Source organism: Pseudomonas sp. PSE1(2024) (genome assembly GCF_050990555.1).
GTDB lineage: Bacteria > Pseudomonadota > Gammaproteobacteria > Pseudomonadales > Pseudomonadaceae > Aquipseudomonas > Aquipseudomonas aphyarum.
Genome location: NZ_CP158967.1, coordinates 2,357,947 through 2,378,783, shown reverse-complemented (window position 1 = coordinate 2,378,783; position 20,837 = coordinate 2,357,947). Strand labels below are relative to the sequence as shown.

Here is a 20,837-nt window from a genome sequence, read left to right as displayed (position 1 = left end):
TCCCCGGAACCGTCATCCCGTCATGGGTTGAGGCCGTTCACCTGAATTTCGGAAACTTCGCCGCTCGCTCGGTCGGTCACTTCAATCGTGAGTGCCCCCGAGTCATCAACGACGTTGACGATAAAAGCGTCGGTGGACAGGCTCCCCGTGTTGCCGGTGGAGATGTTGTCCAGCAGTTGCCCTAGCAACCGCGACTGCAATTGACTGGTGAAACGTTCGAGCGCCGAAGTGCCGGCCACCGTCGAGCGCTTCTTGAGATCCGGATCGTCGTGGTCGTTTTGCGCCTGGGCGTTGTTGAGCAGCCAGGTGCCGTTGAGCGGGTTGCCGCCGAACGACGGGTTGACCGGCGTGTAGACCAGTTCGGTGGCCTGGACGGCAGCGGCGCTGGCAAGCCCGATCAACAACCCCGAGATCCAGAATCCGCTGCGCCGTGAGAACGTTGTCGTGTTCATAGTTCGTCCTTCTCAAGGTCGGTGGTGTCCTGCAACAAGGCTTCCAGCTTGCGCCGGACGACCTCCAGTCGAACCGAGTCGGCGGCCTCGTAGGCCTCGTCCTTCAGTTCCACAGTGTTCGGCGGCAGGAAGCGCCGATACACCAGGCGTTGTTGATATTCGACGGTCACAAGGCTGCCCCAGCGTGCGTCGGGGCGCTCGCGCACCACCAGGTTGAAATCCATGCGGCTGGTGTCGCGCAGGCGCTCGCTGAACGAGTAGTAAAAGTCGTGGCCGATGTGCGAGATCGTGTCGTCGACGATGAAGCCCATCATTTCGTCTTCTTCGCTGGCGCTGGCGAAAGACGCCACGGCCGCGAGGATCAACGCGCACCACCATTTCCGGCTCATGGCTGCAACGCCTGCGGCAGCGCTGACTGGCCTTTTGCAGGGCCGTTGGTGCCATCAAGAAAGGCTTTCTCGGCCACGAACTGCCAGTCCGAATAACGCTGCATGCCTTCGAAATCCGACCACTGCGACGGGAAGTCCGCCTGCTTCAACGGCACCTCGGTGGAGGCACTGTTGATGCCGGTGATGCGTCCATCGAAACCTCGTTGCAGCGCCCATTCGCCACCGCCGATCGGGTCCGGATAGAGCTGACGCAGGTGGTGGCGGGCTTCCGGAAAACGTTCGTCCTGCAGCAGGTCGACCAGCTCTTTCGGGTACTGCGCCAGGCCCGGCGAGCTGCGGTAGTAGCTGCGCAGCGCCTGGGCGTACTGGGTGCCGACCCACAGCAGTTGCTTCTCGCGATCGCGGCGCGACACGGTCGACCACAGCTCGCCGGCGCTGGCCAGGCCCATGCCCATGATCACGATCAGGAACAGCACGCCCAGGTAGGTGAACCCACCCTGCTCCACGTGCTTACCACTCGGAATACTGGCTGCCATCACGCGCCCTCCCGGTAGCTCCGCTCTTGATGTCGGCAACGCCGCCCGCCACGCCGTCCGGCGGAGCGATCAGCACCCATTGGTCATTGCGTTCGGTGATCGGGTCCAGTGGCGCGTTGCGCAGGTAACGGGTTTCCACCAGTTGTTCGATGGAATCGGGATAGCGCCCGGTGTCGCCGTAGTAGTGATCCAGCGCCTCGCGCATGGCCGACAGGCTCTGGTGCAACGTGGTCTCTTTCGAGGCCTCGAGGCTGTTGAAGTAGCGTGGCAAGGCGATGGTCATCAGGGTCGCGATGATCGCCATCACCACCATCAGCTCGAGCAAGGTAAACCCCTTTTCCCGGCGCATGAGAATCACCACTCGCGGTACGCGATGCCGTTGAGGCCTTTACCCCGGGCGTGGGAGTAGACGTCGAACACGTCCTCGCCATCGCGCGGGTTCTGGGCCGAACTGTTGTAGGCCCGCAGGCCCCAACCGCCGTTGTCGTCACGCTTGGCCGGCACCAGCGGATCCCGCGGTATCCGGCGCAGAAAGTAGAACTTCGCACCCTTGGCACTGCGCACGTCGCGCACGCCTTCGACCAGCACTTTCAGGTTCGGCGGATAGCCGCTGCTGTTCAGGGATTTCTCGATGTAGCCGGCATCGAAGGCACGCTTGTAGGCGTCGATGCCATCGCGAATCTGATACAGCGCGGTGCGCAGTTCCTGCTCCTTGCCACGCCGTACCAGGGTCTCGGTCAGCGGCGCGGCCATGCCGGCCAGCAGGCCGATCAGGGCCAGCGTCACCACGACTTCGATCAAGGTAAAACCGCGCTGGGAGGCGTTCATGATCAAGGCTTCTCGACGGTAACGTGAGTGGTTGCCACGGCCGCTTCACCGACTGCACGAGGCTGCGCGGCAGGCGCTGGCATCGTGTAGTTCTGCGAACGGTCCGGCGCCTGGATGTGCATGCTGGTTTCGGTGCCGGTCGGGAATTCCATGTCCGACGGGCTCTGGTACGGCAGGTTGCGCACGATCCGTGGGGTGATCGAGAGCACCAGTTCCGATTTGCCGATGGTGTCCTTGTTGCTGCCGAACAACCGGCCCAGACCCGGAATGTCGCCGAGGCCCGGAATCTTGTTGCCGGTGGCGCCGTGGTCGTTGCGCATCAGGCCGGCAAGGATCTGGGTTTCGCCGTCATGCAGGCGCAGCGAGGTCTGGGCGTTGCGGGTGTCAACCTGCACCGGGATCGTCCCCTGGCGGGTCGGCTCCAGCGGCGTGGCGTTACTCACTTCCAGGGCGATCTTGATCGCCACTTCGTTGTTCAGGTGTACGGTCGGTTGCACTTCGAGCTTCAGACCGACGTCGAGGTAGGTCACGCTTTCAGTGATCACCGGGCCTTGAGTCGAAGGCACCGAGGTGGCGCTGATGATCGGCACCCGCTGACCGATGTGGATGCGCGCCTGTTCGCGGTTGCTGACGCGGATCACCGGGCTGGCCAGGGTGTTGATGTCGTTGTCCTGCGCGTTGATCTTGGCTTGCGGCGACGGCGAGATCGAAATCCGGCTGGAGTTGATGCCTTTCAGTTGATCGAGAAGGGTCACCGCCGAACCGTCGCTGTTGACCACACCGAAGGTGTTCGGCCATTGCAGGCCCAGATCGAGAATGCGCTGGGTGGCGACCTCCATCACTTCCACTTCCAGCACCACTTCGGGGTTGGACTGGTCTTGCGATTGCAGGAGTTTCTCGGCCATGCGCACGGCGTCTTCGGTGTCGCGCATGGTCAGGGTGTTCAGGCGCTCGTCGACGAACACGTCGCGGGTCTTGAGCATGGTCTTGATCATGTTCAGCGCGGTGTTGGCGTCGATGCTGGTCAGGTAGAAGGTGCGCATCACCAGCTCTTGATAATCCTTCAGCTTCTGCGGCGAGTCCGGAAAGATCAGCAAGGTGTTTTCGTTCACCACTTTCTGGTGCAGCTGGTTCTGTTGCAGCAGCAGTTGCACGGCGTCTTCGATGCGCACGTCACGCACGAAAATCGTGGCTTTCATGTCCGGACGCAGGTCCTTGTCGAAGATGAAATTCAGGCCGGCGACCTGCGACAGCACTTCGAAAATGGTCTTGAGGTTGGCGTCGCGAAATTCCAGGGTCACCGGGCGATCGAGCCGGGTGCGCAGTTGCGGGTACTGGATCACGTTGCGGCTCTGCACCAGCCGGATGTTGCCTTGCAGTTCCAACGCACCGTCGTTCTTCGGATCGAGTTCGAGGATCTGTTTGACCTGGCGGTCGGCGCCGTAGATGTCGCCCCGGCGCAGGTCGCCACGGGCCAGTTCAAGTTTCTCGTCCATGCTGCGCAGGTAATCGAGCTGGCGCAGGGCATCCTGAGCGCGGCGGTTGTTCGGCTCGATGGTCAGCACCCGGCTGTAGGCGGTGCGGGCCGAAGCGAAATCGCGGCGGGCGCGGTCGGTGTCGCCGGAGGTCAGCAGCGCGGTAATGGCTTTGGCCCGTCCGCTGTTGAGCAGCAAATGCAGTTCGGTGTCGCGAGGATCTTCGCGCAGGCCTTCTTCGATCCGGGCCAGCCCGGCCTCGTATTGACCCTGCTCGATCAGGTCGGAAGCCTCCTTGTTGGCGACCTGCGCGGAACTGCACGCGGCCAGCCCGGCACAAAGGCCGAGGCTCATCAGCAAACGGGATCTGTTCATTGCGTACTCCCCACAGACAAGGTCTGCGACAAATGCAAAGGCAGGTAGACCAGGCTCAGTTCCACATCGGAAATCGCCGCAATCTTCCAGGTGTCGTCGATCACATCCCCGCTGCGCACGACGTAGATTTTCTCGCCGTCCTGCAAGAACACCTGCAGGTCGCTGCGGTCATGCAGCCTGCCGACGAACTGAAACGGCACCGGTGGCAGGCTCGGGGCTTGCACCACCGGGGTCGGGTTGATCGCTTGTTCGGTGACCGTCGCCAGGGTCGGCGCGGCCTTCCAGGATTTGCTCGCAAACAGGTCGCCGGCCGGGCTCAGGTCCTTGATCGGCGCCGCATTCGCCTTGGCGCTGCTGGCGGGCAAGGCGCCACGGGCGCTGGCTTTGGCCGGGCTGGCCACGGCGACCTCGGTCGAGTCCGCCTCGTCGCTCGGCGAGAAATATTCCGGCAACCAGGCCAGCGCCGCCGCCACGCCGAAGAACGCCACCCAGCCGGTTATGCGTTTGGTGTCCATCACGACCTCGACAGGTAGAGGGTCATACGGATCCGGCCGCTGAGGTCGGTGTCGGCAATCTTCTTGCGTTGAAACTCGACGTCTTCCACCACCACCGCCGGCAACTGGCCGAGCAAGGCGTGCAGGAAACGGCGCAGTTGCGGGTAGCTGCCGCGCACCGGCAACAGGATCTGGTAGCGCGCCAGATGGGTCTTGGGATCGACGCCGAGGGCGTATTCGCCGCGCGCCAGGGTGATGTGCTCCTGCGCAGCCAACGCATAGATGCGATCGATGGCGACGGTGGCTTGCGGCTGGGCCGGCAGCTTGTTGCGGAAATCATCGAGCTGACGCTGCGGCACCACCGGCGGCGCGATGCTACCGTCCTCGACCTTGGCCAGGTATTCGGTGGCTTCCTGGGTTTGCTGGCTGAGCTGTTGCAGCGATTGCCAGCCCGGCAGCAAACCGCCGAGTGCCCAGGCAACCGTGACCAGCAGCAGCGCCAGACCGGCCAGGCCCGGAACACCGAGGCCTTGCAGGTATTCGTGAACGATCAGTCTAGGGATTCGCATCGCCTATCTCCCAGGTCGCCGACAGGTTGAATTGCACCGGTTGCTCCGGCGATTTGACGACGATTTCGTGGCTCAGCAGCGACACGTCGGACAGCTCGTCACTGGCCTCCAGCCGTTTGTGGAAATCCAGCATCGCTTGCAGATCCCGCGCCTCGGCGCTGATCCGCACCTGGCCCTTGCGGGCATCCGGGGTCAGGGTCAGCAAGGCGATGTCGTCGCGCGGCATGGCTTCGAGCATGGCGAACAGGCGCTCCCAGGGCCGGCGCAGTTGCTGCGAGACCTTGCGCATTTCAGCAAGGTTCTGCGCCTGCTCGCGGGTTTCCGCCGAGCTCAGCGTTGTTTTGCTGCCGCTGTCGCCGGTGAGCTGGCGCTGGGTGTGCTGGAGATGACCTTGCTGCTGCTCGGCCTGATCACCGAGGTGCTGCTGCACGCCGAAGCACACCAGCGCGAGCAACACACCGCCGCCGAGCAGGCTCCAGCCCAACGGGCCGGAACGCGGACGAGGCTGGAAGTCGAGGTTCAAGGCGCGCATGTCAGGCCACCGCCCGGGACATGACGTACAAGGCGTCACGCACGGTCATCGAGTCGTCTTCGAGGGTGCGCAGGTGCACCCCCGCCACATCCGGTTGCCCATCGAGGCGCGCCGGGGCGTGCAGATAAACGTTGAAGGCGCGTTCGCTGGTGGAGGCTTGCAGTTGCCGTTCGCGGCCGATCAGCGCGCTGAGTGCCGTATCGCTGTCGCTGCCGCCCACCGAACGCACCGACGACCAGCGCCCTTCCCTTGCCAGCAGCAACACGCTGCGTTGCGGTTCGGCGACGATGAACAGGAAGTCGCCAGCGTCGAGGCTTTTGTCGAAGCGGTTGAACGCGGTCATCAGGTACGGCTGCACCGAGCGCAGGCGCAGGCCGCGACCCGTGACCAGCGTGCGCAGGCGTTCCAGCAAATCCTGCGGCAAGGCACTGGCGATCCGGTCATGCCCGGCCGGCTCGGCCGAAAGCACCAGGCTCCACGGTTGGGTCGGGGCGCCGAACAGGTCTTCGAAGCACAGTTGGGCGAAACCGCGCAGTTCGTCAGGGCTGCTGATCTGCTCGCTCCATGGCACCAGACAGAAGCGGCTGAAGTGGCCGGAGATCACCACGCTCAGCTCGGCACCGGTACGGGTGTGTTCGCCGAGCAGACGGTCGAGGGTGTCCAGCGCCACCGCGTAGCTCTGGAAGCTTTCGTCGATGTAGCCGACGCTGCCCAGCCACAGGGTGTCGCTGCCCCGGCGCTGGCCGAGGCCGACACCGCTGGCGCCGAGCACGGCGATAAATTGATCACGCGATAAAAGTGACACGATTGATCTCCTCCAGCGTGGTCCGACCGTGCTCCACCAGCTCCAGCGCCGATTCGCGCAACAGGCGCAAACCACGGGCGCAGGCCAGGGCTTTGATCTGGGTGATGGGTTGGCGCTCGACGATCATCTGGCGCAGTTCGTCGTCCAGGTGCAGCAGCTCGGCAATCGCCGTGCGGCCGCGATAGCCGCTGCCCCGGCAGTGGCCGCAGCCCTTGCCGTGGACGAAGTGGTAGTGATCGACTTTCTGTGGATCGAGGCCCGAAGCGCGCAGCTCTTCATCGCTCGGGTCGACCGGCGTGCTGCAACTGCTGCACACCAGCCGGATCAGACGCTGGGCGAGAATCGCGTTGAGCGCCGAGACCAGGCTGTAGGGGTCGATTTCCATTTGGGTGAAGCGGCCGATCACGTCGAACACGTTGTTGGCGTGGATGGTGGTGAACACCAGGTGACCGGTGAGCGCCGATTGCACGGCGATCTGCGCGGTGTCCGGGTCGCGGATCTCGCCGACCATGATCTTGTCCGGGTCGTGGCGCAGGATCGAGCGCAGGCCACGGGCGAAGGTCAGGCCTTTTTTCTCGTTGACCGGGATTTGCAGCACGCCGGGCAGCTGATATTCCACCGGGTCTTCGATGGTGATGATCTTGTCCACGCCGTGGTTGATCTCGGTGATCATCGCGTACAGCGTGGTGGTCTTGCCGCTGCCGGTGGGGCCGGTCACCAGCACCATGCCATAGGGTTCGGCAGCCAGGCGACGCAGTTGGCGCAGGGTTTCGTCTTCAAAGCCCAGCGCCTGAAGCTGCACGCCGCAGACCTTGTCGGCCAGGTCCTGTTTATCCAGCACCCGCAGCACCGCGTCTTCGCCGAAGATGCTTGGCATGATCGAAACGCGAAAGTCGATCTGCCGGCCGCTGATGCCGATCTTGAAGCGACCGTCCTGAGGCACGCGTTTTTCGCCGATGTCCAGCTCGGCCATGACCTTGACTCGCGAGATCACCTGCTCGGCGAACTCGCTGCCCTGGATCTTGCCGATGTTGTTCAGCACGCCGTCGATCCGGTACTTGATCACCAGGCCCTGGCCGGTGGTGCCGAGGTGGATGTCGCTGGCGTGCATTTTCAGCGCGTCGTACAGGGTCGAGTTGACCAGTTTCACCACCACGCTCGAGTCTTCGCTGATGCTGGTCAGCGACAGGCTTTGCAGGGTGTCGGTCTCGCTGCCGGCGTCGGCCTGGGCGTTGAGCGATTCGACGGCGTGGAAGCTTTCTTCGTGGCGGGCCAGATAGGCCTTGAGGTCGTCGGCGTGAACGAGATACAGCGGCGCGCCGTGCAGGCATTCGTCGATCCAGGCCAGGCGCGACGTGTCGAAGGGGTCGGCGAACACGCCGATGACTTCGTCGTTGTGGCGCAGCAGGATGAATTCACGTTTGAGGCATTGCGCGAGGGTGACCCGGTCAAACACCGGGGTCGCCAGAAACAGCGTGTCGGTGTCGAGCACCGGGTAATGCAGGGTGGCGCCGAGGTTGGCAATGAACGGCATCGGCGCCAGTTCGCAGAGCACGGCCAGTGCATCGAGCACCCGTTCCCCGGAAGTGGTAGCCCGTGCCCGAGCCTGGGCCAGTTGCTCACTGGAAAAGCGTGGCGGGGTCTGTGCCTCCTGCGGAGGATTGACCGACAGCGGTTCGACGACAACGGACAGACGATCCATGGCTTGCTCTCCAACACCCGGGGCTTGAGGCCCTGACGGCGCGGGAGGCGAATTCGGCGAGTGCCGGAACGTCTATCGCGCCATTACTCCCCGGTGAGCATTTGATCGTCGTCCGGTGCCATGGCCTCCGACCTGTTTCGTCGGCGGTCCGCCAGCACCCAACTGCCATCGTACAACTGCAACGGGAAGCTCTCGGTCCTGCTCTGGCGTCGTTCGACAAAGCCTTCGGATGGGCTCGCACCGGGTTTCGCTTCGCGCTGGATCCCCAGAAGGTCGCAGACAGCTCGGGCAAGTTCCGCCAAAGGAAACGGTTTGAACAGGATGTGACTGACCCCCAGTTGCCGCGCCCGCTCACAGACTTCAGCGGTCGGGTGACCCGTTATCAGCACGAAATGACACGTCCTGTTCTGGCGAACCGCGTCGAGCACCTCGAACCCTTCCATATCGGGCAAGCGGTAATCGAACACCAGCACGTCGGGGGCGAAAGTCTCGGCCTGGCCGATTCCGTCTGCGCCGTCATGTGCAATCCGGACTTCCAGCCCTTGCGCCGACAGATAATCCTGAAGGTTCTGTGCAAGCAGCTGTTCGTCTTCGACAACCAGTACTTTGTTAACCAAGGTGGACTCCCTGAAACCTCAAGTGCCGGCAATTGAAATTCAATGACCCGAACCTGCTGGAGTGCGCCTCACAAGAGGTAACGCACACTTCATGCCAGGCTGAGTGCCGGTATTTTTTTGTCTTCATGTCCTTGAATTGAATGGAAATGCCCGCTCGTCCCGGTACCCCGTTCCCCAGAAACGGGGAAGCACCTGAATGGGCATCGAAGCCATTCCCCACTATTGGGGGGGAACCTTCAGTCGTCGTCAATTCGTTCGATCCTGTTCTCTGCCCGTAATTGCGCGAGCACCTGACGACGAGCCTGGGTCTGTTGCTGTCGGGCGAGGTACGCCCTGACTGTTTCCAGCCCTTGCTCCTCTGGGACATCGGCCGCCTCCTTGTGGTTCTCGACAAAAATCAAATGCCAGCCGAACGGTGTGCGCACCGCCGTGCTGACTTCGCCAGGCTTGAGAGCAAAGGCCGCCGTTTCAAACGCCGGCACCATCTGCCCACGGGCGAAATACCCCAGATCCCCGCCCTGGCTGGCGGTGATATCTTCCGATCCCGATTGAGCGACGCTAGCAAAGGTTTGCCCCCCTGCGATAGCGGCACGCAACTCTTCTAAGCGTAGCCGCGCCGCTTCAACCGTGGCGGCATCGGCATCGCCGGCAACCTTGATCAGAATGTGCCGGGCCTGGACCTGCTCCGGCGCGCCCATTTCAGCGCGGTGTTCTGCAAAAAACGCCCGCACCGTTTGCTCGTCCGGGGCCTGGACTTTAGTCAGCTCGGCGAACATCCGCTGCGCCGCCAGTTCGCGGTGGGTGTACTCGGTGAACGAGGCCTCATCGAAACCGGCGTCCTGCAGACGCTGGAGGAATTTATCGGTGCCGCCGATGGCGGTGCGGGTCTGCTCGACCTGTTCGCGCACGGCTTGCGCATCGATTTTCACCCCGCGCTTGCGCGATTCCTGCCAGAGCAGTTCCTTGTCGATCAGCGTGTCCAGTGCGGCCTGACGCAGTTGCTTATAGGCCTTGGGGTTGCGGATGCTCGCCACGGCGCGGCCCTGATCTTCCAGGTATTCGGCGAAAAAGCGTTCCAGGCGAAACTCGGAAATCGCCTCGCCGTTGACCCGGGCGGCCACCGGTTCATTGTTCGCCAGCGCCACCGGCAACCAGCATGTCAGCAGCAAACACAGGGTTTTGAGCTTCATGATCAGGGCCTCCGGTCAGGGCGTGGCAATAATCGGTTTGTAGGGAGCGACCAGATAAAAACGCTGGTCGGGCAAGTCAACGGTGACCACGTGCGCCCCGCTCAGGCCCAATCGTCGGCCGGGACCGAAGCTCAGGCGCGGGGTCAGGCCGGTGTCGAAGTCGTGCAGGCCTTCGAGCGCCGCCACCAGTTTTTCGCGGCTGGCGTCGCGGCCCGCCTGCTTCATGCCTTCGCTGAACAACAGCATCGAGGCGTAGGCGCCGACTTGCAGCACCGCGTGCTGGGCGCCGAGGCCCTGGTGTTCGCGCAACAGCGTCAGCGCCATGCGCCCGGCCTGGGTCCAGTCGCTGGGCACGAACGGATACGCCAGAAACACCCGCCGGGAAAAGCCCTCCGGCACTTGCAGCAGATCCCCCGCCACCTGGCTCGACGCAGCAAACAGGTACGGCACCTGCCCGGCATTCTGCAATCCGGCCGCCAGCCGACTGAAACCACCACCGCTGCCCAGGTAGAACACCGAGCGCGAGCCCAGCGGCAAGCTGTCCGCCGTCGGGTCGTAGGCCTGCAAATGGACTTTTTGCCAGCCGTGATCCTGCAGATAGCGGCCAAGGGTCTGTGCCGCCAGCACCTGGGCCGGGTCATCGGGATAGGCAATCAGCGTCGGCCCTTGCAGCACCCGCAAACTGGCGGTGGCGTAGTCGGCCAGCGCGATCAGTTGCTCGCGCAGGCCCGGCAGCGGTTCGAAAATCTGCGGGCTGGCCTGCACCGGGCCGAGCAGCGACATGGCCCCGATCAGCGGCACGCCGGACTGCTCCAGGCGCGGCGCCAGTTCGCTGTCCAGCGCCGGGGCCAGCGGTGCAATCAGGGCGAAGACTTTCTCTTCCTCGATCAACCGTTGCAGGGCCTGTTCGGCGCTGGCGCGATCCGGGCCGGGATCGGCCACAGTCAGGCGCAACTGCCGGCCGTGAATGCCGCCGGCCTGATTGATCCGCGCAACGCTGCCGTTGAGCACCGCCGCGATGGTGGCGCCCTCCTCGGCCAGCGGCCCCTGGCTGGGCAACAAGGTGCCCAGGTGCAAGGTCTGGTCATCGAGCCCCGGATCGCGGTCATCGGCCAGGCGTTTGAGGTACGCGGTGAGGTTGCGCTGATCCTTCATCGACAGCAGGAAGCGCGGCATGCTCGGGTCGAGGCGATTGTTGCCGGGGTCGCGCCCCTGCTGGATCACCCGCGCCAGACTGCTTTCGGTGTAGGCCGGATAGTTGCGGCCGTTGACCTGTTGCTGCCCATGGATGCTGGTCAGCCGCGACCAGTTGAGCTGCGGCGGACGCACCCCGCCTTCGGGCCGTCCAAGGCCATCGGCGCCGTGGCAGTTGGCGCACGGCAGGCTGGTGGCCGGCAGCAACACATCCGCCGCGCCGACCCGCGCCATGATCGGCTCGCCGCTGGCGGACAGGCCTTCGCGGTACAGGCGCTTGCCGGCGCTTTCTTCATCAGTCAGCGGCAACGCGGCTGCGCCGAGGCTGACGCCAGCGAGCAGGATCAGGGCGAGGACGCGGCCGAGGTTCATGGCGCGGACTCAGCGGCCGGCCACGGGCATTGTCAGCAGCTGCAAGCGCTGGGCAATGGCGGCGGCCGGGGCGTCGGGACGGATTTTGCTCCAGCGTTTGTTGGCCACATCGCCGACGATCAACTGGGTCGAGTGCTGCTCGGGCGTCGGCACGATCTGGCCGATGCGGCCCAGCACCAGGTCCATCTGCGCCTTGTCGCCGGTAAGGAAAAGCCAGTGAGGGTCATCGGCACCCTGCTTCAAGGTGTAAGCCTTGAGCACCGCCGGCGTGTCGCGCAGCGGATCACTGGTAAGGGAAATGAAGGTGATGCCGTCGGCCTTGTCGCCCAGCAGCTCGCGGACTTCCTTGAGCTTGCGGGTGATCAGCGGGCAGGCGTCGTTGCAACTGGTGAAGATCACGTTGAGCAGCACCACGCGGTTGTGCAGCGCATCGCTGTAGAAACGCTGGACGTCGCCGTGCTGGTCGAGCAACGGGGTGTCGGTGAACCAGGTTTTCGCGTCGTGGGTGCCTTTGGCCGGTGCGGGCGCAGCGCTGGTGGTTGTCGTTGCTGGTGCCGGTGCCGGTTGTTCGTGGCCTTCGTGAGCCAGGGCCATGGCGCTGAAAATCCAGAAACAAACCGTCAGGGTGATCCAGTCCAGGGTTCTCATGGTTGTTGCTCCATGGCAATCGCGGTGTGTTTGGCGTGGGTACGCAGGCCGCTGAGTTTCTCGACCTCTTTGGCCAGCAATGCCGGGTCGGTGAAGCCGTAATAACGCGTCCAGTGGCGACTGTTGCCGTCACCGACGAGGATCAGCGGCTGGTGATTCTTGAAGTCGCCGCTGAAACTGCCGAGGCCCTTGAGGGTGGCGGTGATCGATTGCGGCGAACCGGTGAGCCAGCTCCAGCCCGGGCCTTTCTGGAAGGTGCGGGCGTAATCCTGCAAGCGTTTCGGGTCGTCGCGCTGCGGGTCGATGCTGATCGACACCAGTTGCACCTCGGTGCCAACCCGGGCACCGAGCTGTTTCTGCACCTTGCCCATGATCGACGAGACCACCGGGCAGACCGTGGTGCAGCTGGTGTAGATGAAACTCATGACGACGATCTTGTTGTGCACCAGATCCTGTTCCAGGTGCACGGTCTTGCCGTTCTGGTCGAGCAGCGGCACGTCGGCGAACTTGACCTGGGCGTGCTCCTGGCTGTTGGCGGCCGGTGCGGTGTGCCCGGCATGCTCGTCCGCCGAGTGGGCGCTGGCCTGCTGGATACCGACGGCCAACAGGCACAGGGTCAACAGGCCACGGGATGCAAATCGATTCATGGTCTTTTCCTCGTCACTGAGTCTGGCCGGGCAGCACCCGGACACTGGCAAATGTCTTGTCGTCGAAACCGGCGCCCAGCGAGGCCGCGCGCACATGCAGGTACCAGGCGCCGCTGCGGTCGAGGGTCACCGGCGCTTCGTACACGCCATCGGCGACTTCCCGTGCGGCCACTTCGCGGGGGCGCGAGGTCGGCGCAAGGAAGTAGCGCAACTGCACGTCGGTCACGCCGCTGCGCTGGATCTTCTGTTTGCCCTGGACGATGCGAAAGCGCACCACGTACGGGTCGTTGAGGGCCACGGCGGTCTTGTCCAGCAGGAACTCGACTTTTGCCGCCCCCAGGTGTTTTTCCGGCGCGCCGTCGGACGCCACCTGGGCGCTGAAGCAATGAATGATGTTCGGCTGGTTGAGCAGGAACGCCACGTCGAAGCGCCCCGCCGCCGGCAGCTTGACCCGGGCGCTGTAGAGCCCCGGCGAGACTTCGCGCAGGCTGCGGTCGATCACCAGCGCAGCGCGGGCGATCTGCCCGCGGTTGGGATAACCGGACATCGGCGCGTTCATGCCTTCGGCGTAGAAATAGGTGGTGTTGTCCACCGGGTTGACCACGAACACCGCGTTGTCATCGCGCGATACCGCGAGGCTCGACGCCAGCGGCAGATCGCCGGCCAGCCGTGGCGGTTGCGGCCCGGCTTCAAAACCTTGAGTAATCGGCTGACGCCCTTCGCCCAGCGAAGACAGGTTGATCATGGTGACTTTCGGCGAAGCCAGTCCGCGCACGTAGGCATAGGCCTGGGTGAACACCACTTGATAGGGTTCGGCTGAAACCTCCAGATCATGGATCGCCGAATCGTTGGCCGCATCGATGACCGTGGCGCGGTTTTCCACCGTGTTCAGCACCACACCAAAACGGCCGTCGGCGCTAAAGCCCATCGGGCCGAGGCCCTGTTGCAGCTTGATCACCCGGCGTACGGCGCGGCTGTTGCTGTCGATCACCGTGACGGTGCCGTCCTTGCCATCGGCCACGTACACCGCGCCGGACAGCGGCGAATACGCTACCGACAACGGGCTGGAACCGGTCTTGACCTGTTGCAGCAGGCTCAGGCTGGCGATGTCGATAACGCTAAGGGTGCCGTCGTCGCGGTTGCTGACGAAGGCGAAACGGCTGTCCTTGCTGAACGTGATTTCGTGGTGGCCGCGCCCGGTTGCCAGGTGTTTGAGCGGTTTGAGGCTCTGGGTGTCGATCACCGTGACCCCGGATTCTTCAGCCTTGCTCGCGTTGTTGCCGACCCACAGCAGGCGCTCGTCCGGTTGCAGCGCGACCCGCACCGGTTGGCTGCCGGCGGCCACCGAGTCGATGACCTTGAATTGCTCGCTGTCGATCACCGCCACTTCCCCCGCCGTCGGCATCGACACGAAGACCTTCTTATTGTCCTTGGGCGTGACCCAGTCCATCGGCGATTGCTTGAGTTCGATCCGCGCCAGGGTGCTGGTGATACCGCCGACCGACACTGACGGATCGACCACCGAAACGCTGGCATCGCGGTTCATCACCAGCAGGAAATAGCTGTTGAGGTCGAGCAGTGGCCGCGCGCCGATGTTGGATTTGAGGAACGTACCGACCCGCGACTTGCAGCTCTGGTCACGGCCCTGGGCCTGGTCGGCGGCGACGGCTTGCGGATCGATCCACGCCCCCGGCGCCACACCGGACAACGGCTGGCCGGACGCACCGTCGGTGACGCGAAACTGCACGTCGGCGAACTCGCCCTCACGCAACTGGCCGTCGCTGGCCAGCGGCTTCAGATCGAAGGCGATCGACACGCCGTCGCGGGTCAGCACCTGCCCGGCGCCGGTTTGCGCCAGGGCAATCTCGCTCAGCGTGAGCAGCGCGCCGGCCATCGCCAGCAGGCAGACGCCGATGATGTTGATGATCCTGTTCATGTCGCTCTCCCCTACAAATCCTGTGCCCACCTGTGGGAGCGGGTTCACCGGTTCCCACAGGTCGCGCATTGGCACCTACTGAGCAGGCGGCGCCGGCTCCGGCTCATTGGTCACCCGCAGCAATCCCCACAGTCCCGAGGTGTTGCCATAGGCGGCGTAATCGCGGAACAGGTAGTCCCCCGGTATCGCGTTGCTGCCCCCGGCGCTCGGGATCATGAAGCTGAAGTGCGCCGCCGGCAGGATGCTTTCGTGAGCGCCGATGTACATCGACATCGGGTTGTAGCCGAAGCGCACCGAACCCACGCCCGGCGTACCCATCGGGTAGCCGCCGGTGTCGCTCTTCTCGGCCTGGAACGGGTTGAGCGACCAGACGTGCCCGTCAAGCTGGAACGTCGTGCCGCGACTGCCGCCGCTCGGCATCAGGATGTGCGTACGGAATGGCTGACCCGGTTTGGCATACAGCACCGGCGTCTGCGGATCGCCTCCCACCAGCGCATTGCTGTAGGCCATGTGCGCGTTGGTCATGTCGCCGTAACCCGCGCCATCGGCACGACCGAACGGCGCATCCGGGGCGAGGCCGAAGCGATACCACAGCGGTTCGGTCTTGTAGTTGATCGCCATGCTCGAGTTGTCCTGCGGATCGGTCGGCACGCCGAAGCCCTCCGCAGCGATGCCTTCGACCGGCCGGCCATTGGCCCAGCGGGTGTTCAGCGCCTTGTGCCAGACCATCGCGAAGTCGCGGTAAGTCGTCTGCCCCGGTGCGGTGACCGTGGCGTTGACCTTGCGCGCATCGTCGACCCAGGTCGCGCCGATCGGCAGGATGCTCATCGCACCACCCAGGCCTTTTTGCGGTTGCTTGATCACATCCGCCGGGGTGAAGTTCAGGCCACCAAACTCCACGGCCGTGGCGTTGATGTTGTCGACACTGCGGCCCAGTTGCGTGACCGGTTTGCCTTCACGCTCCAGGTGCCCGGCGTAGTACTGATAGGTACGGGTCGGGTAGGCGCCGCTGCTGCCAACCCGTGGTGGCACGGTCTGGGTCGGGTTGGCGCCGACGTTGGTGCCGTCGGATTTGGTGATGTCGTAGGCCAGCAGTTGGGCGTGCAGCCCCACGTGGCTGGACGGCCGCATCAGGTTGTTGCTGAAGGTGGTCGAGCCCAGGCCGCTGTTGCGGTCGCGCTTGACCATGCCTTGCATCACTGCCGTCTGGGTCAGGTCCGGCATCACGCTCGGCAGACGGTTTTCCAGGGTGATGTTGATGCAGTCCCCGGCCGCTGCGCGCAGCACCAGCGGTTCGACCGGAATGCCGGGTTTGAGCTTGCCGCTGACCGGATCGAGGTCGGATTTGCGCACGTACAGGATCGCCGTCGGATCATGCAGCGGCCCGCTCTGGCCACCAATGGTGATGGTCTCGCCGTCCTCAGGATCAGTGACCGTGACCTGCGGAATGCTGACCGTGCGCGAGTTCAGCACCAGGGTGCCGCCCGCCGGATTCAGCGGCCCGCCGACATGCTGACCGAGCCCGGCCGAATCGCCGATGCTCAGGCCCAGCGGATTGCCGAGGATGTCGTTGGCCAGCGCGGCGACCACTTCATAGTTGCGCTGCACCGTCGGCCGGGTGCCGATGCCGTTGGGGTTGGCGCTGATCCGTGGGCAACTGCCTTCGAACGCCACGGTATTGCGCATGCCGGCCGGACTCGGGTTGTTCGGGATGGCGAACAGGTCATTGCGTTTGGCCGTGTAGTTGCGCATCACGCCCCAGATCCCGCTCCAGTAGCCTTCGATCGAAGCGTCCATCGAGTACAGATAGTCACCGGTGGTCGCCGCAGAGCTGGACAGCATCGACACAGGTGCGATGAAGCCCATCTGTTCGGAGATGCCGATCATCTGCGAGGCGCGCCAGCCCGAGTTGGAGCTGTTGCCGAAACCGGAACCGCTCTGAAGCCATTTCACGCCGTGCAGGGTGACGTTGTGCTCTTCCTCGTGGCCGCCGGCATGCACCCGCAGACGCACGTTGTCGCCGGTGTAGGTGCGCAGCATCGGGGTGAACGGATCGCCCGGCTCGCTGCCGCCCTTGTTGATGTGCGGCGGGAACAATGTCGTGCCGCCAGTCGGGCCGGTGGCGGCCGTCACCAGGTTCGGTGCCAGGTTCATCGCCGGGATCGCGCGGTCGGTGCGGCTTTGCATGGCGTACGCCAGATCGCCGCCGAGGCCGTCGGCCTGCATGCCGCGCTTGCCGTCCGGGCCGACCTTGTTCGGGTCATAGACCCGCAGGGCCAGCGGCTCGTTGCGATAGTTGACGACGAACATGCCAGGATCATCCACGGAGATCGCTTGCGGGCAAGGCCGGCTCGGGCAACCCGGCACCTGACCGCCCTGCACTTCCAGCACGCCTTCGAGCAGGGTGCTGGCGTTGTTGCGAACCGGCGGGTTGATCGCGTAGCGGAAGCTGTCGGCGGTAGCCGGGAACGCTTGCGGATTAGGCACGCCGTTGGGGCCGGCGCCCACGTACACACCGGCTTCATAGGCATGCTGGAAGTCGCTGTATTCAAGGAAGAACTCACGGAAGCTGTCGTTCTTGCCGTCGCCGTCGAGGTCACCGGTGTTGATCACAGCCTGCCACGAAGTCGGCCCGCCGTCCTGGCGCGCGCCGCTGTACAGAGGTTCGCCGGTTTCGGCGTGGAACCAGGTGGAACCGGCCGGTTCCGCCAGCACCGTGGCATACAGCCCGATCTGCTGGTGAGTCGATGGGCCGAGGTGGTCGTGGGTGAAGATGGTGCCCAGCCCACGGTCCACGCCCTTGGCGTTGACCACCGGGTCGACGAACCAGCGTTGCATGGCCGTGCGCGCGCCCATCCAGTCACTGCGCCCGAACTGACCGAAGAACGGATGCGCCTTGGCTTTCGGGCACGCCTGGGTGCCGTCGCGCGGGTCGGTGCCCTCGCACTGGTTGAATTCACGGATCGCGTGAATGCGTTCCTGAACAGCGCCTGGCGAGAGTACGCCGTCCTCGTAGTTCCAGCCGTTGGAAGAACCGTCGGCAGCTGTCAGATCCCACTTCGGCAGGTGAATGTGCTGGCCGATCACGTCGGTCGGGGTGCGCACCTGATAGTCATCCATCTCGTAGGTGGCAGGCACCAGGTTGGTTTGCTGGTATTGCACGCAGTCGAAGGTGTTCATGCGCATCACCAGAGGCTCTGGCGGACGCTGCTTGGTGATCACCGGCCAGGCGTCTTCCCACAACGCCAGAATCCGGGCTTGCGGGAAGTGATAGCCGACCTTGTTGTAGACCGCGTCGAACTGAATGTTGGCGGCCTTGTAGATCCGCGGCCGGTCGGCGGTGAAGGTCGAGGCGCCGACGAAGGACATGCCGTCCAGCCGGTCGCCGCTGGCGAATTCACCGGTGCCGGCGCTGCTGGTCAGGCGTTTTTGCCGGTCGTCCATGCACGGTTCGTAGTACGGCGCGCCGGCAATCGGCAAGGCGCCGTTGGTGCGGAAGGCCTTGGCCACGATCTGGTTGCCGGGCAGCAAGGCAAAACTTGGGTGATCCTTTTTCGCGTGGAACGCCATCGCGGCCTGTTCCACTTCAGTGCCCTCTTCGGGCAGGTAAATCGGTTTGGCGCGGGTGACTTCCTTGGAGAAGTCCAGCGAGGTGGTCACGGTGTGCGCCGCGCCTCCGGCCGACACCCCGTCGAGGGTGTGACGCTGCAAGCCGCCGTCCCAGCCGCCGGACTGATTTGGATCGAGGTTGGCCCACAGCGCTTTGCCGCTGGCTTTCAACGATTGCGCGGTGGCGGCGTCGAGCATGTCCAGCGGTGGGGTTGGCGGACGCTGACCCACCGAACTTTCCATGCCGCCGATCCAGAACGGATAGCCAGGGTTTTTCAGGCTGCCATCGGCGTTGCGGTTGGCTTCGCTGCGATCGACCAGTGCCAGGGAACCGATGGCTTGCGATCCACCGTTACCGCCATGGTGTTCGCCGTCGTCATCGCCCTCTTCTTCCTCATCATCGTGGCCGGCGACCAGGGTTTCGCCGATTTTCGGCACCACCACCACTTTGCCCGGCATCGGGGCCATGGCTTTGCCGGGCAGCGGCACGACGGCGGGAATCGGCGTGCCGGCAATGATCTCGCCATCCGGCAAGGCGCGGGCACCGGCGGCGGGTTTACCGCTGCGCAGTGCGTAAGGTTCGCTGTGATAACCATCGGCGCCCTGTTGCGAGACTTCCAGCCGGGTGCCTTCTTCGAACACATCGTGTACCCGCCACATCGACCACATGCCCTGGGCAAAATGCGGGTAGAAGTGGCAGTGATAGATCGCATCGCCGGCCACCCGGTTGCGGTTACCGGAGCCGCCGTTGGCGATTTCGTAGGTATAGCCGGCGCCTGGGCCAATGCCTTGGGCATCGACGTAATCGGAGTTGTCGTCGTTGGGGTTGAACAGCCACTGATGGCCGTGCAGGTGGAAGATGTGCTGCTCGTGGCCGTTGTGGGTGTTGCGGAATTTGACGAAGTCACCGATGTAGCTGTGGTTGACGTTCGAAGGCTCCGACGGATACAGGGCCATGGTGGCCTTGACGCCGACCTGATCGGCGCTCGGTGTCTGGCCGGGGGCGATGTTCTCAAGCCCGGTATTGGCCGGCACGTCCACCAGCATCGCCACGTCGCCGACGGTGTGCGAGCTGAGGAAGAATTCTTCGTAGGCACACGACAGGCAATCGTGCATCGGCCCCACGCCGAGGCGGTTGGCGACCACTTCAGCGCCCATGCCGCCGGAACCGTAGTTGATCATGAACGAGTCGCGGGTCGGCTCCAGCACATGGGCCATGACCGGGTCGGCCCAGTAGGCGGGGAATGCCTGGGTGGCGGCGGTTTCGTCCTGGAACTGCGAGGCGAAATCGCGAAACGGCTCGAGGCGGTTGGGGATCGCCGGGTTGCGCTTGCCCACCGATTCCAGCGGATAGGTACTGTTCGCAAAACTGCCATCGGCGTTGCTGCCCATGACGATCGCGTCGCTTTCGCTGGAGATGATTTCGTTGCCGTCGACCATGCTGATGATCGGCGTGCCGGCCTTGCCTTCACGCAACCACGGTTCGCGTTGCGGGTAGCGGGCCTGGTAATCGACGATGGGGTGACCGGCCGGTGTGCGGCCAGTGGTCGCCAGACGCATTTCTTCTTCGGTGAGGGTGTTGCGATAGGTGCGTCCCGATTTCGGCACCACCACGACCTGGCCGAACAGGCCGTTGGCGACGTTCCCGGCCGCGCCCTCCCCGCCGAATGTCGCGCCACGGCTGCTGACGGCAAACGCCCCTTCGCGCTCGGCGTACAGCACGTACGAACGGCTTGCACCCGGCGGCACCAGGGTGTTGGCGTTGCGCCCGGTGTAGGAGGAAATGTCGTCGATGCTGTTCACCGCTTGCAGGCCGTTCACCTGGAAACCGACATGGCGGTCGGCGACCTGTTCGTCGACCTTGAAGTCTTCAGCGCCGCCGGCGTTCTCGATGCCCTCCTCGCCTTCTTCTTCGCCTTCAGGCCCTTCGAAGTGCTTGTTGGGGTTGGCCTGATAATCGAGCAGGTTCTGCAGATTGATCGTCAGGCAATCACCCGCGGCGACCCGCAGCACCAATGGCCGTGGGCGCTTGTCGGCACGCAGCGAGACCTTGCCCGGCACCGCGCTGCCGCCGTAGGCCAGCGAGACGTCATGGTCATCGACCACGTCGCGGCGCAGCGCGAACATCATCCCGTTGACGTTCTGCGCACCGAGGCGGTTGAACATCAGCGGTTGATCGAAGGCGACCACATTGGCCACCAGATTGCGCTCGCAGCGCACGGCCGAGCTGGCGACCTCGATGCTGAGCATCGAGGCGACAAACACCAGCAGGTTGAAAAGGGACGGAGCGTGATGAAGGCCGACCATGATCAGAAACCTCGTAGTGGGTGCTCACAGGGAACGATTCTCGATAAACCCCTTGGAGCAATCCGCGTGCCACAAAAAATTGCTTTCCATCTCAACCAGTTACACAAACCATTTGAGAATCCGGGGGATATTCCCCACCCGATTCCCCACTTTTTCCGGG

18 protein-coding genes are annotated in these 20,837 nt (G+C 64.1%); all 18 read right to left on the bottom strand.

From position 1 onward, the window contains the following. Nucleotides 1–20: 20 nt before the first annotated feature. The 18 genes from ABTV87_RS10800 to mnxG all read right to left on the bottom strand — a co-directional run bounded on the left by ABTV87_RS10800 (nt 21) and on the right by mnxG (nt 20,677). Nucleotides 21–452 (bottom strand): curli assembly protein CsgF, encoded by a 432-nt coding sequence (locus ABTV87_RS10800; protein ID WP_007956141.1) that lies wholly within the window; start codon nt 450–452, stop codon nt 21–23. After that, nucleotides 449–841 carry a curli production assembly/transport protein CsgE gene (csgE, locus tag ABTV87_RS10795; protein ID WP_007956140.1) on the bottom strand — a complete coding sequence of 131 codons (393 nt, stop codon included), beginning with the start codon at nt 839–841 and terminating at the stop codon, nt 449–451. Before csgE ends, ABTV87_RS10800 begins: the two co-directional genes overlap by 4 nt. Continuing rightward, nucleotides 838–1,377 carry a type II secretion system protein gene (locus ABTV87_RS10790; protein WP_007956138.1) on the bottom strand — a complete coding sequence of 180 codons (540 nt, stop codon included), beginning with the start codon at nt 1,375–1,377 and terminating at the stop codon, nt 838–840. Before ABTV87_RS10790 ends, csgE begins: the two co-directional genes overlap by 4 nt. Then, nucleotides 1,352–1,726, bottom strand: a complete 375-nt coding sequence (locus tag ABTV87_RS10785) for a type II secretion system protein (RefSeq protein WP_007956137.1) — start codon at nt 1,724–1,726, stop codon at nt 1,352–1,354. The genes ABTV87_RS10790 and ABTV87_RS10785 overlap by 26 nt, the downstream gene beginning before the upstream one ends. Before the next feature lie 5 nt (nt 1,727–1,731). Beyond that, on the bottom strand, nt 1,732–2,205 hold the full coding sequence (locus ABTV87_RS10780; RefSeq protein ID WP_007956136.1) for a type II secretion system protein: 474 nt from the start codon (nt 2,203–2,205) through the stop codon (nt 1,732–1,734). 2 nt (nt 2,206–2,207) lie between these two features. Beyond that, on the bottom strand, nt 2,208–4,055 hold the full coding sequence (locus ABTV87_RS10775; RefSeq protein ID WP_433899461.1) for a secretin N-terminal domain-containing protein: 1,848 nt from the start codon (nt 4,053–4,055) through the stop codon (nt 2,208–2,210). Beyond that, nucleotides 4,052–4,570, bottom strand: a complete 519-nt coding sequence (locus tag ABTV87_RS10770) for a hypothetical protein (RefSeq protein WP_007956134.1) — start codon at nt 4,568–4,570, stop codon at nt 4,052–4,054. The genes ABTV87_RS10775 and ABTV87_RS10770 overlap by 4 nt, the downstream gene beginning before the upstream one ends. Further along, nucleotides 4,570–5,118, bottom strand: a complete 549-nt coding sequence (locus ABTV87_RS10765) for a GspMb/PilO family protein (RefSeq protein WP_007956132.1) — start codon at nt 5,116–5,118, stop codon at nt 4,570–4,572. The genes ABTV87_RS10770 and ABTV87_RS10765 overlap by 1 nt, the downstream gene beginning before the upstream one ends. Next, on the bottom strand, nt 5,105–5,650 hold the full coding sequence (locus tag ABTV87_RS10760) for a PilN domain-containing protein (RefSeq protein WP_433899460.1): 546 nt from the start codon (nt 5,648–5,650) through the stop codon (nt 5,105–5,107). The genes ABTV87_RS10765 and ABTV87_RS10760 overlap by 14 nt, the downstream gene beginning before the upstream one ends. A 1-nt stretch (nt 5,651) precedes the next feature. After that, nucleotides 5,652–6,455 (bottom strand): hypothetical protein, encoded by an 804-nt coding sequence (locus ABTV87_RS10755; protein WP_433899459.1) that lies wholly within the window; start codon nt 6,453–6,455, stop codon nt 5,652–5,654. Then, nucleotides 6,436–8,157: a GspE/PulE family protein gene (locus ABTV87_RS10750; RefSeq protein WP_433899458.1), complete on the bottom strand. Its 1,722-nt coding sequence runs from the start codon at nt 8,155–8,157 to the stop codon at nt 6,436–6,438. Before ABTV87_RS10750 ends, ABTV87_RS10755 begins: the two co-directional genes overlap by 20 nt. A gap of 83 nt (nt 8,158–8,240) precedes the next feature. Beyond that, nucleotides 8,241–8,774, bottom strand: coding sequence for a response regulator (locus tag ABTV87_RS10745; RefSeq protein ID WP_085607714.1), 534 nt, complete (start codon nt 8,772–8,774; stop codon nt 8,241–8,243). 236 nt (nt 8,775–9,010) lie between these two features. Continuing rightward, nucleotides 9,011–9,964: a peptidylprolyl isomerase gene (locus tag ABTV87_RS10740; protein WP_433899457.1), complete on the bottom strand. Its 954-nt coding sequence runs from the start codon at nt 9,962–9,964 to the stop codon at nt 9,011–9,013. 15 nt (nt 9,965–9,979) lie between these two features. Continuing rightward, nucleotides 9,980–11,530 (bottom strand): cytochrome c/ABC transporter substrate-binding protein, encoded by a 1,551-nt coding sequence (locus ABTV87_RS10735; RefSeq protein WP_433899456.1) that lies wholly within the window; start codon nt 11,528–11,530, stop codon nt 9,980–9,982. Between the two features lie 9 nt (nt 11,531–11,539). Then, nucleotides 11,540–12,178: an SCO family protein gene (locus ABTV87_RS10730; protein ID WP_179695655.1), complete on the bottom strand. Its 639-nt coding sequence runs from the start codon at nt 12,176–12,178 to the stop codon at nt 11,540–11,542. Continuing rightward, the gene (locus tag ABTV87_RS10725) at nt 12,175–12,825 is read right to left on the bottom strand and encodes an SCO family protein (protein ID WP_064595146.1); all 651 of its coding nucleotides are present in this window, start codon (nt 12,823–12,825) and stop codon (nt 12,175–12,177) included. Before ABTV87_RS10725 ends, ABTV87_RS10730 begins: the two co-directional genes overlap by 4 nt. Before the next feature lie 13 nt (nt 12,826–12,838). After that, entirely contained in the window at nt 12,839–14,761 is a 1,923-nt protein-coding gene (locus ABTV87_RS10720) for a cytochrome D1 domain-containing protein (protein WP_433899455.1), read from the bottom strand. A 75-nt stretch (nt 14,762–14,836) separates the two neighbouring features. Continuing rightward, on the bottom strand, nt 14,837–20,677 hold the full coding sequence (gene mnxG, locus ABTV87_RS10715; protein WP_433899454.1) for a manganese-oxidizing multicopper oxidase MnxG: 5,841 nt from the start codon (nt 20,675–20,677) through the stop codon (nt 14,837–14,839). Nucleotides 20,678–20,837: the final 160 nt, after the last annotated feature.

Bases quoted from the DNA above. Each gene is read 5' to 3' on its own strand.
- ABTV87_RS10720 (WP_433899455.1), bottom strand. From the start codon at position 14,761: ATGAACAGGATCATCAACATCATCGGCGTCTGCCTGCTGGCGATGGCC.
- ABTV87_RS10740 (WP_433899457.1), bottom strand. From the start codon at position 9,964: ATGAAGCTCAAAACCCTGTGTTTGCTGCTGACATGCTGGTTGCCGGTG.
- ABTV87_RS10780 (WP_007956136.1), bottom strand. From the start codon at position 2,205: ATGAACGCCTCCCAGCGCGGTTTTACCTTGATCGAAGTCGTGGTGACG.
- mnxG (WP_433899454.1), bottom strand. From the start codon at position 20,677: ATGGTCGGCCTTCATCACGCTCCGTCCCTTTTCAACCTGCTGGTGTTT.
- ABTV87_RS10790 (WP_007956138.1), bottom strand. From the start codon at position 1,377: ATGGCAGCCAGTATTCCGAGTGGTAAGCACGTGGAGCAGGGTGGGTTC.
- csgE (WP_007956140.1), bottom strand. From the start codon at position 841: ATGAGCCGGAAATGGTGGTGCGCGTTGATCCTCGCGGCCGTGGCGTCT.
- ABTV87_RS10760 (WP_433899460.1), bottom strand. From the start codon at position 5,650: ATGCGCGCCTTGAACCTCGACTTCCAGCCTCGTCCGCGTTCCGGCCCG.
- ABTV87_RS10765 (WP_007956132.1), bottom strand. From the start codon at position 5,118: ATGCGAATCCCTAGACTGATCGTTCACGAATACCTGCAAGGCCTCGGT.
- ABTV87_RS10775 (WP_433899461.1), bottom strand. From the start codon at position 4,055: ATGAACAGATCCCGTTTGCTGATGAGCCTCGGCCTTTGTGCCGGGCTG.
- ABTV87_RS10785 (WP_007956137.1), bottom strand. From the start codon at position 1,726: ATGCGCCGGGAAAAGGGGTTTACCTTGCTCGAGCTGATGGTGGTGATG.
- ABTV87_RS10800 (WP_007956141.1), bottom strand. From the start codon at position 452: ATGAACACGACAACGTTCTCACGGCGCAGCGGATTCTGGATCTCGGGG.
- ABTV87_RS10735 (WP_433899456.1), bottom strand. From the start codon at position 11,530: ATGAACCTCGGCCGCGTCCTCGCCCTGATCCTGCTCGCTGGCGTCAGC.
- ABTV87_RS10725 (WP_064595146.1), bottom strand. From the start codon at position 12,825: ATGAATCGATTTGCATCCCGTGGCCTGTTGACCCTGTGCCTGTTGGCC.
- ABTV87_RS10770 (WP_007956134.1), bottom strand. From the start codon at position 4,570: ATGGACACCAAACGCATAACCGGCTGGGTGGCGTTCTTCGGCGTGGCG.
- ABTV87_RS10730 (WP_179695655.1), bottom strand. From the start codon at position 12,178: ATGAGAACCCTGGACTGGATCACCCTGACGGTTTGTTTCTGGATTTTC.
- ABTV87_RS10750 (WP_433899458.1), bottom strand. From the start codon at position 8,157: ATGGATCGTCTGTCCGTTGTCGTCGAACCGCTGTCGGTCAATCCTCCG.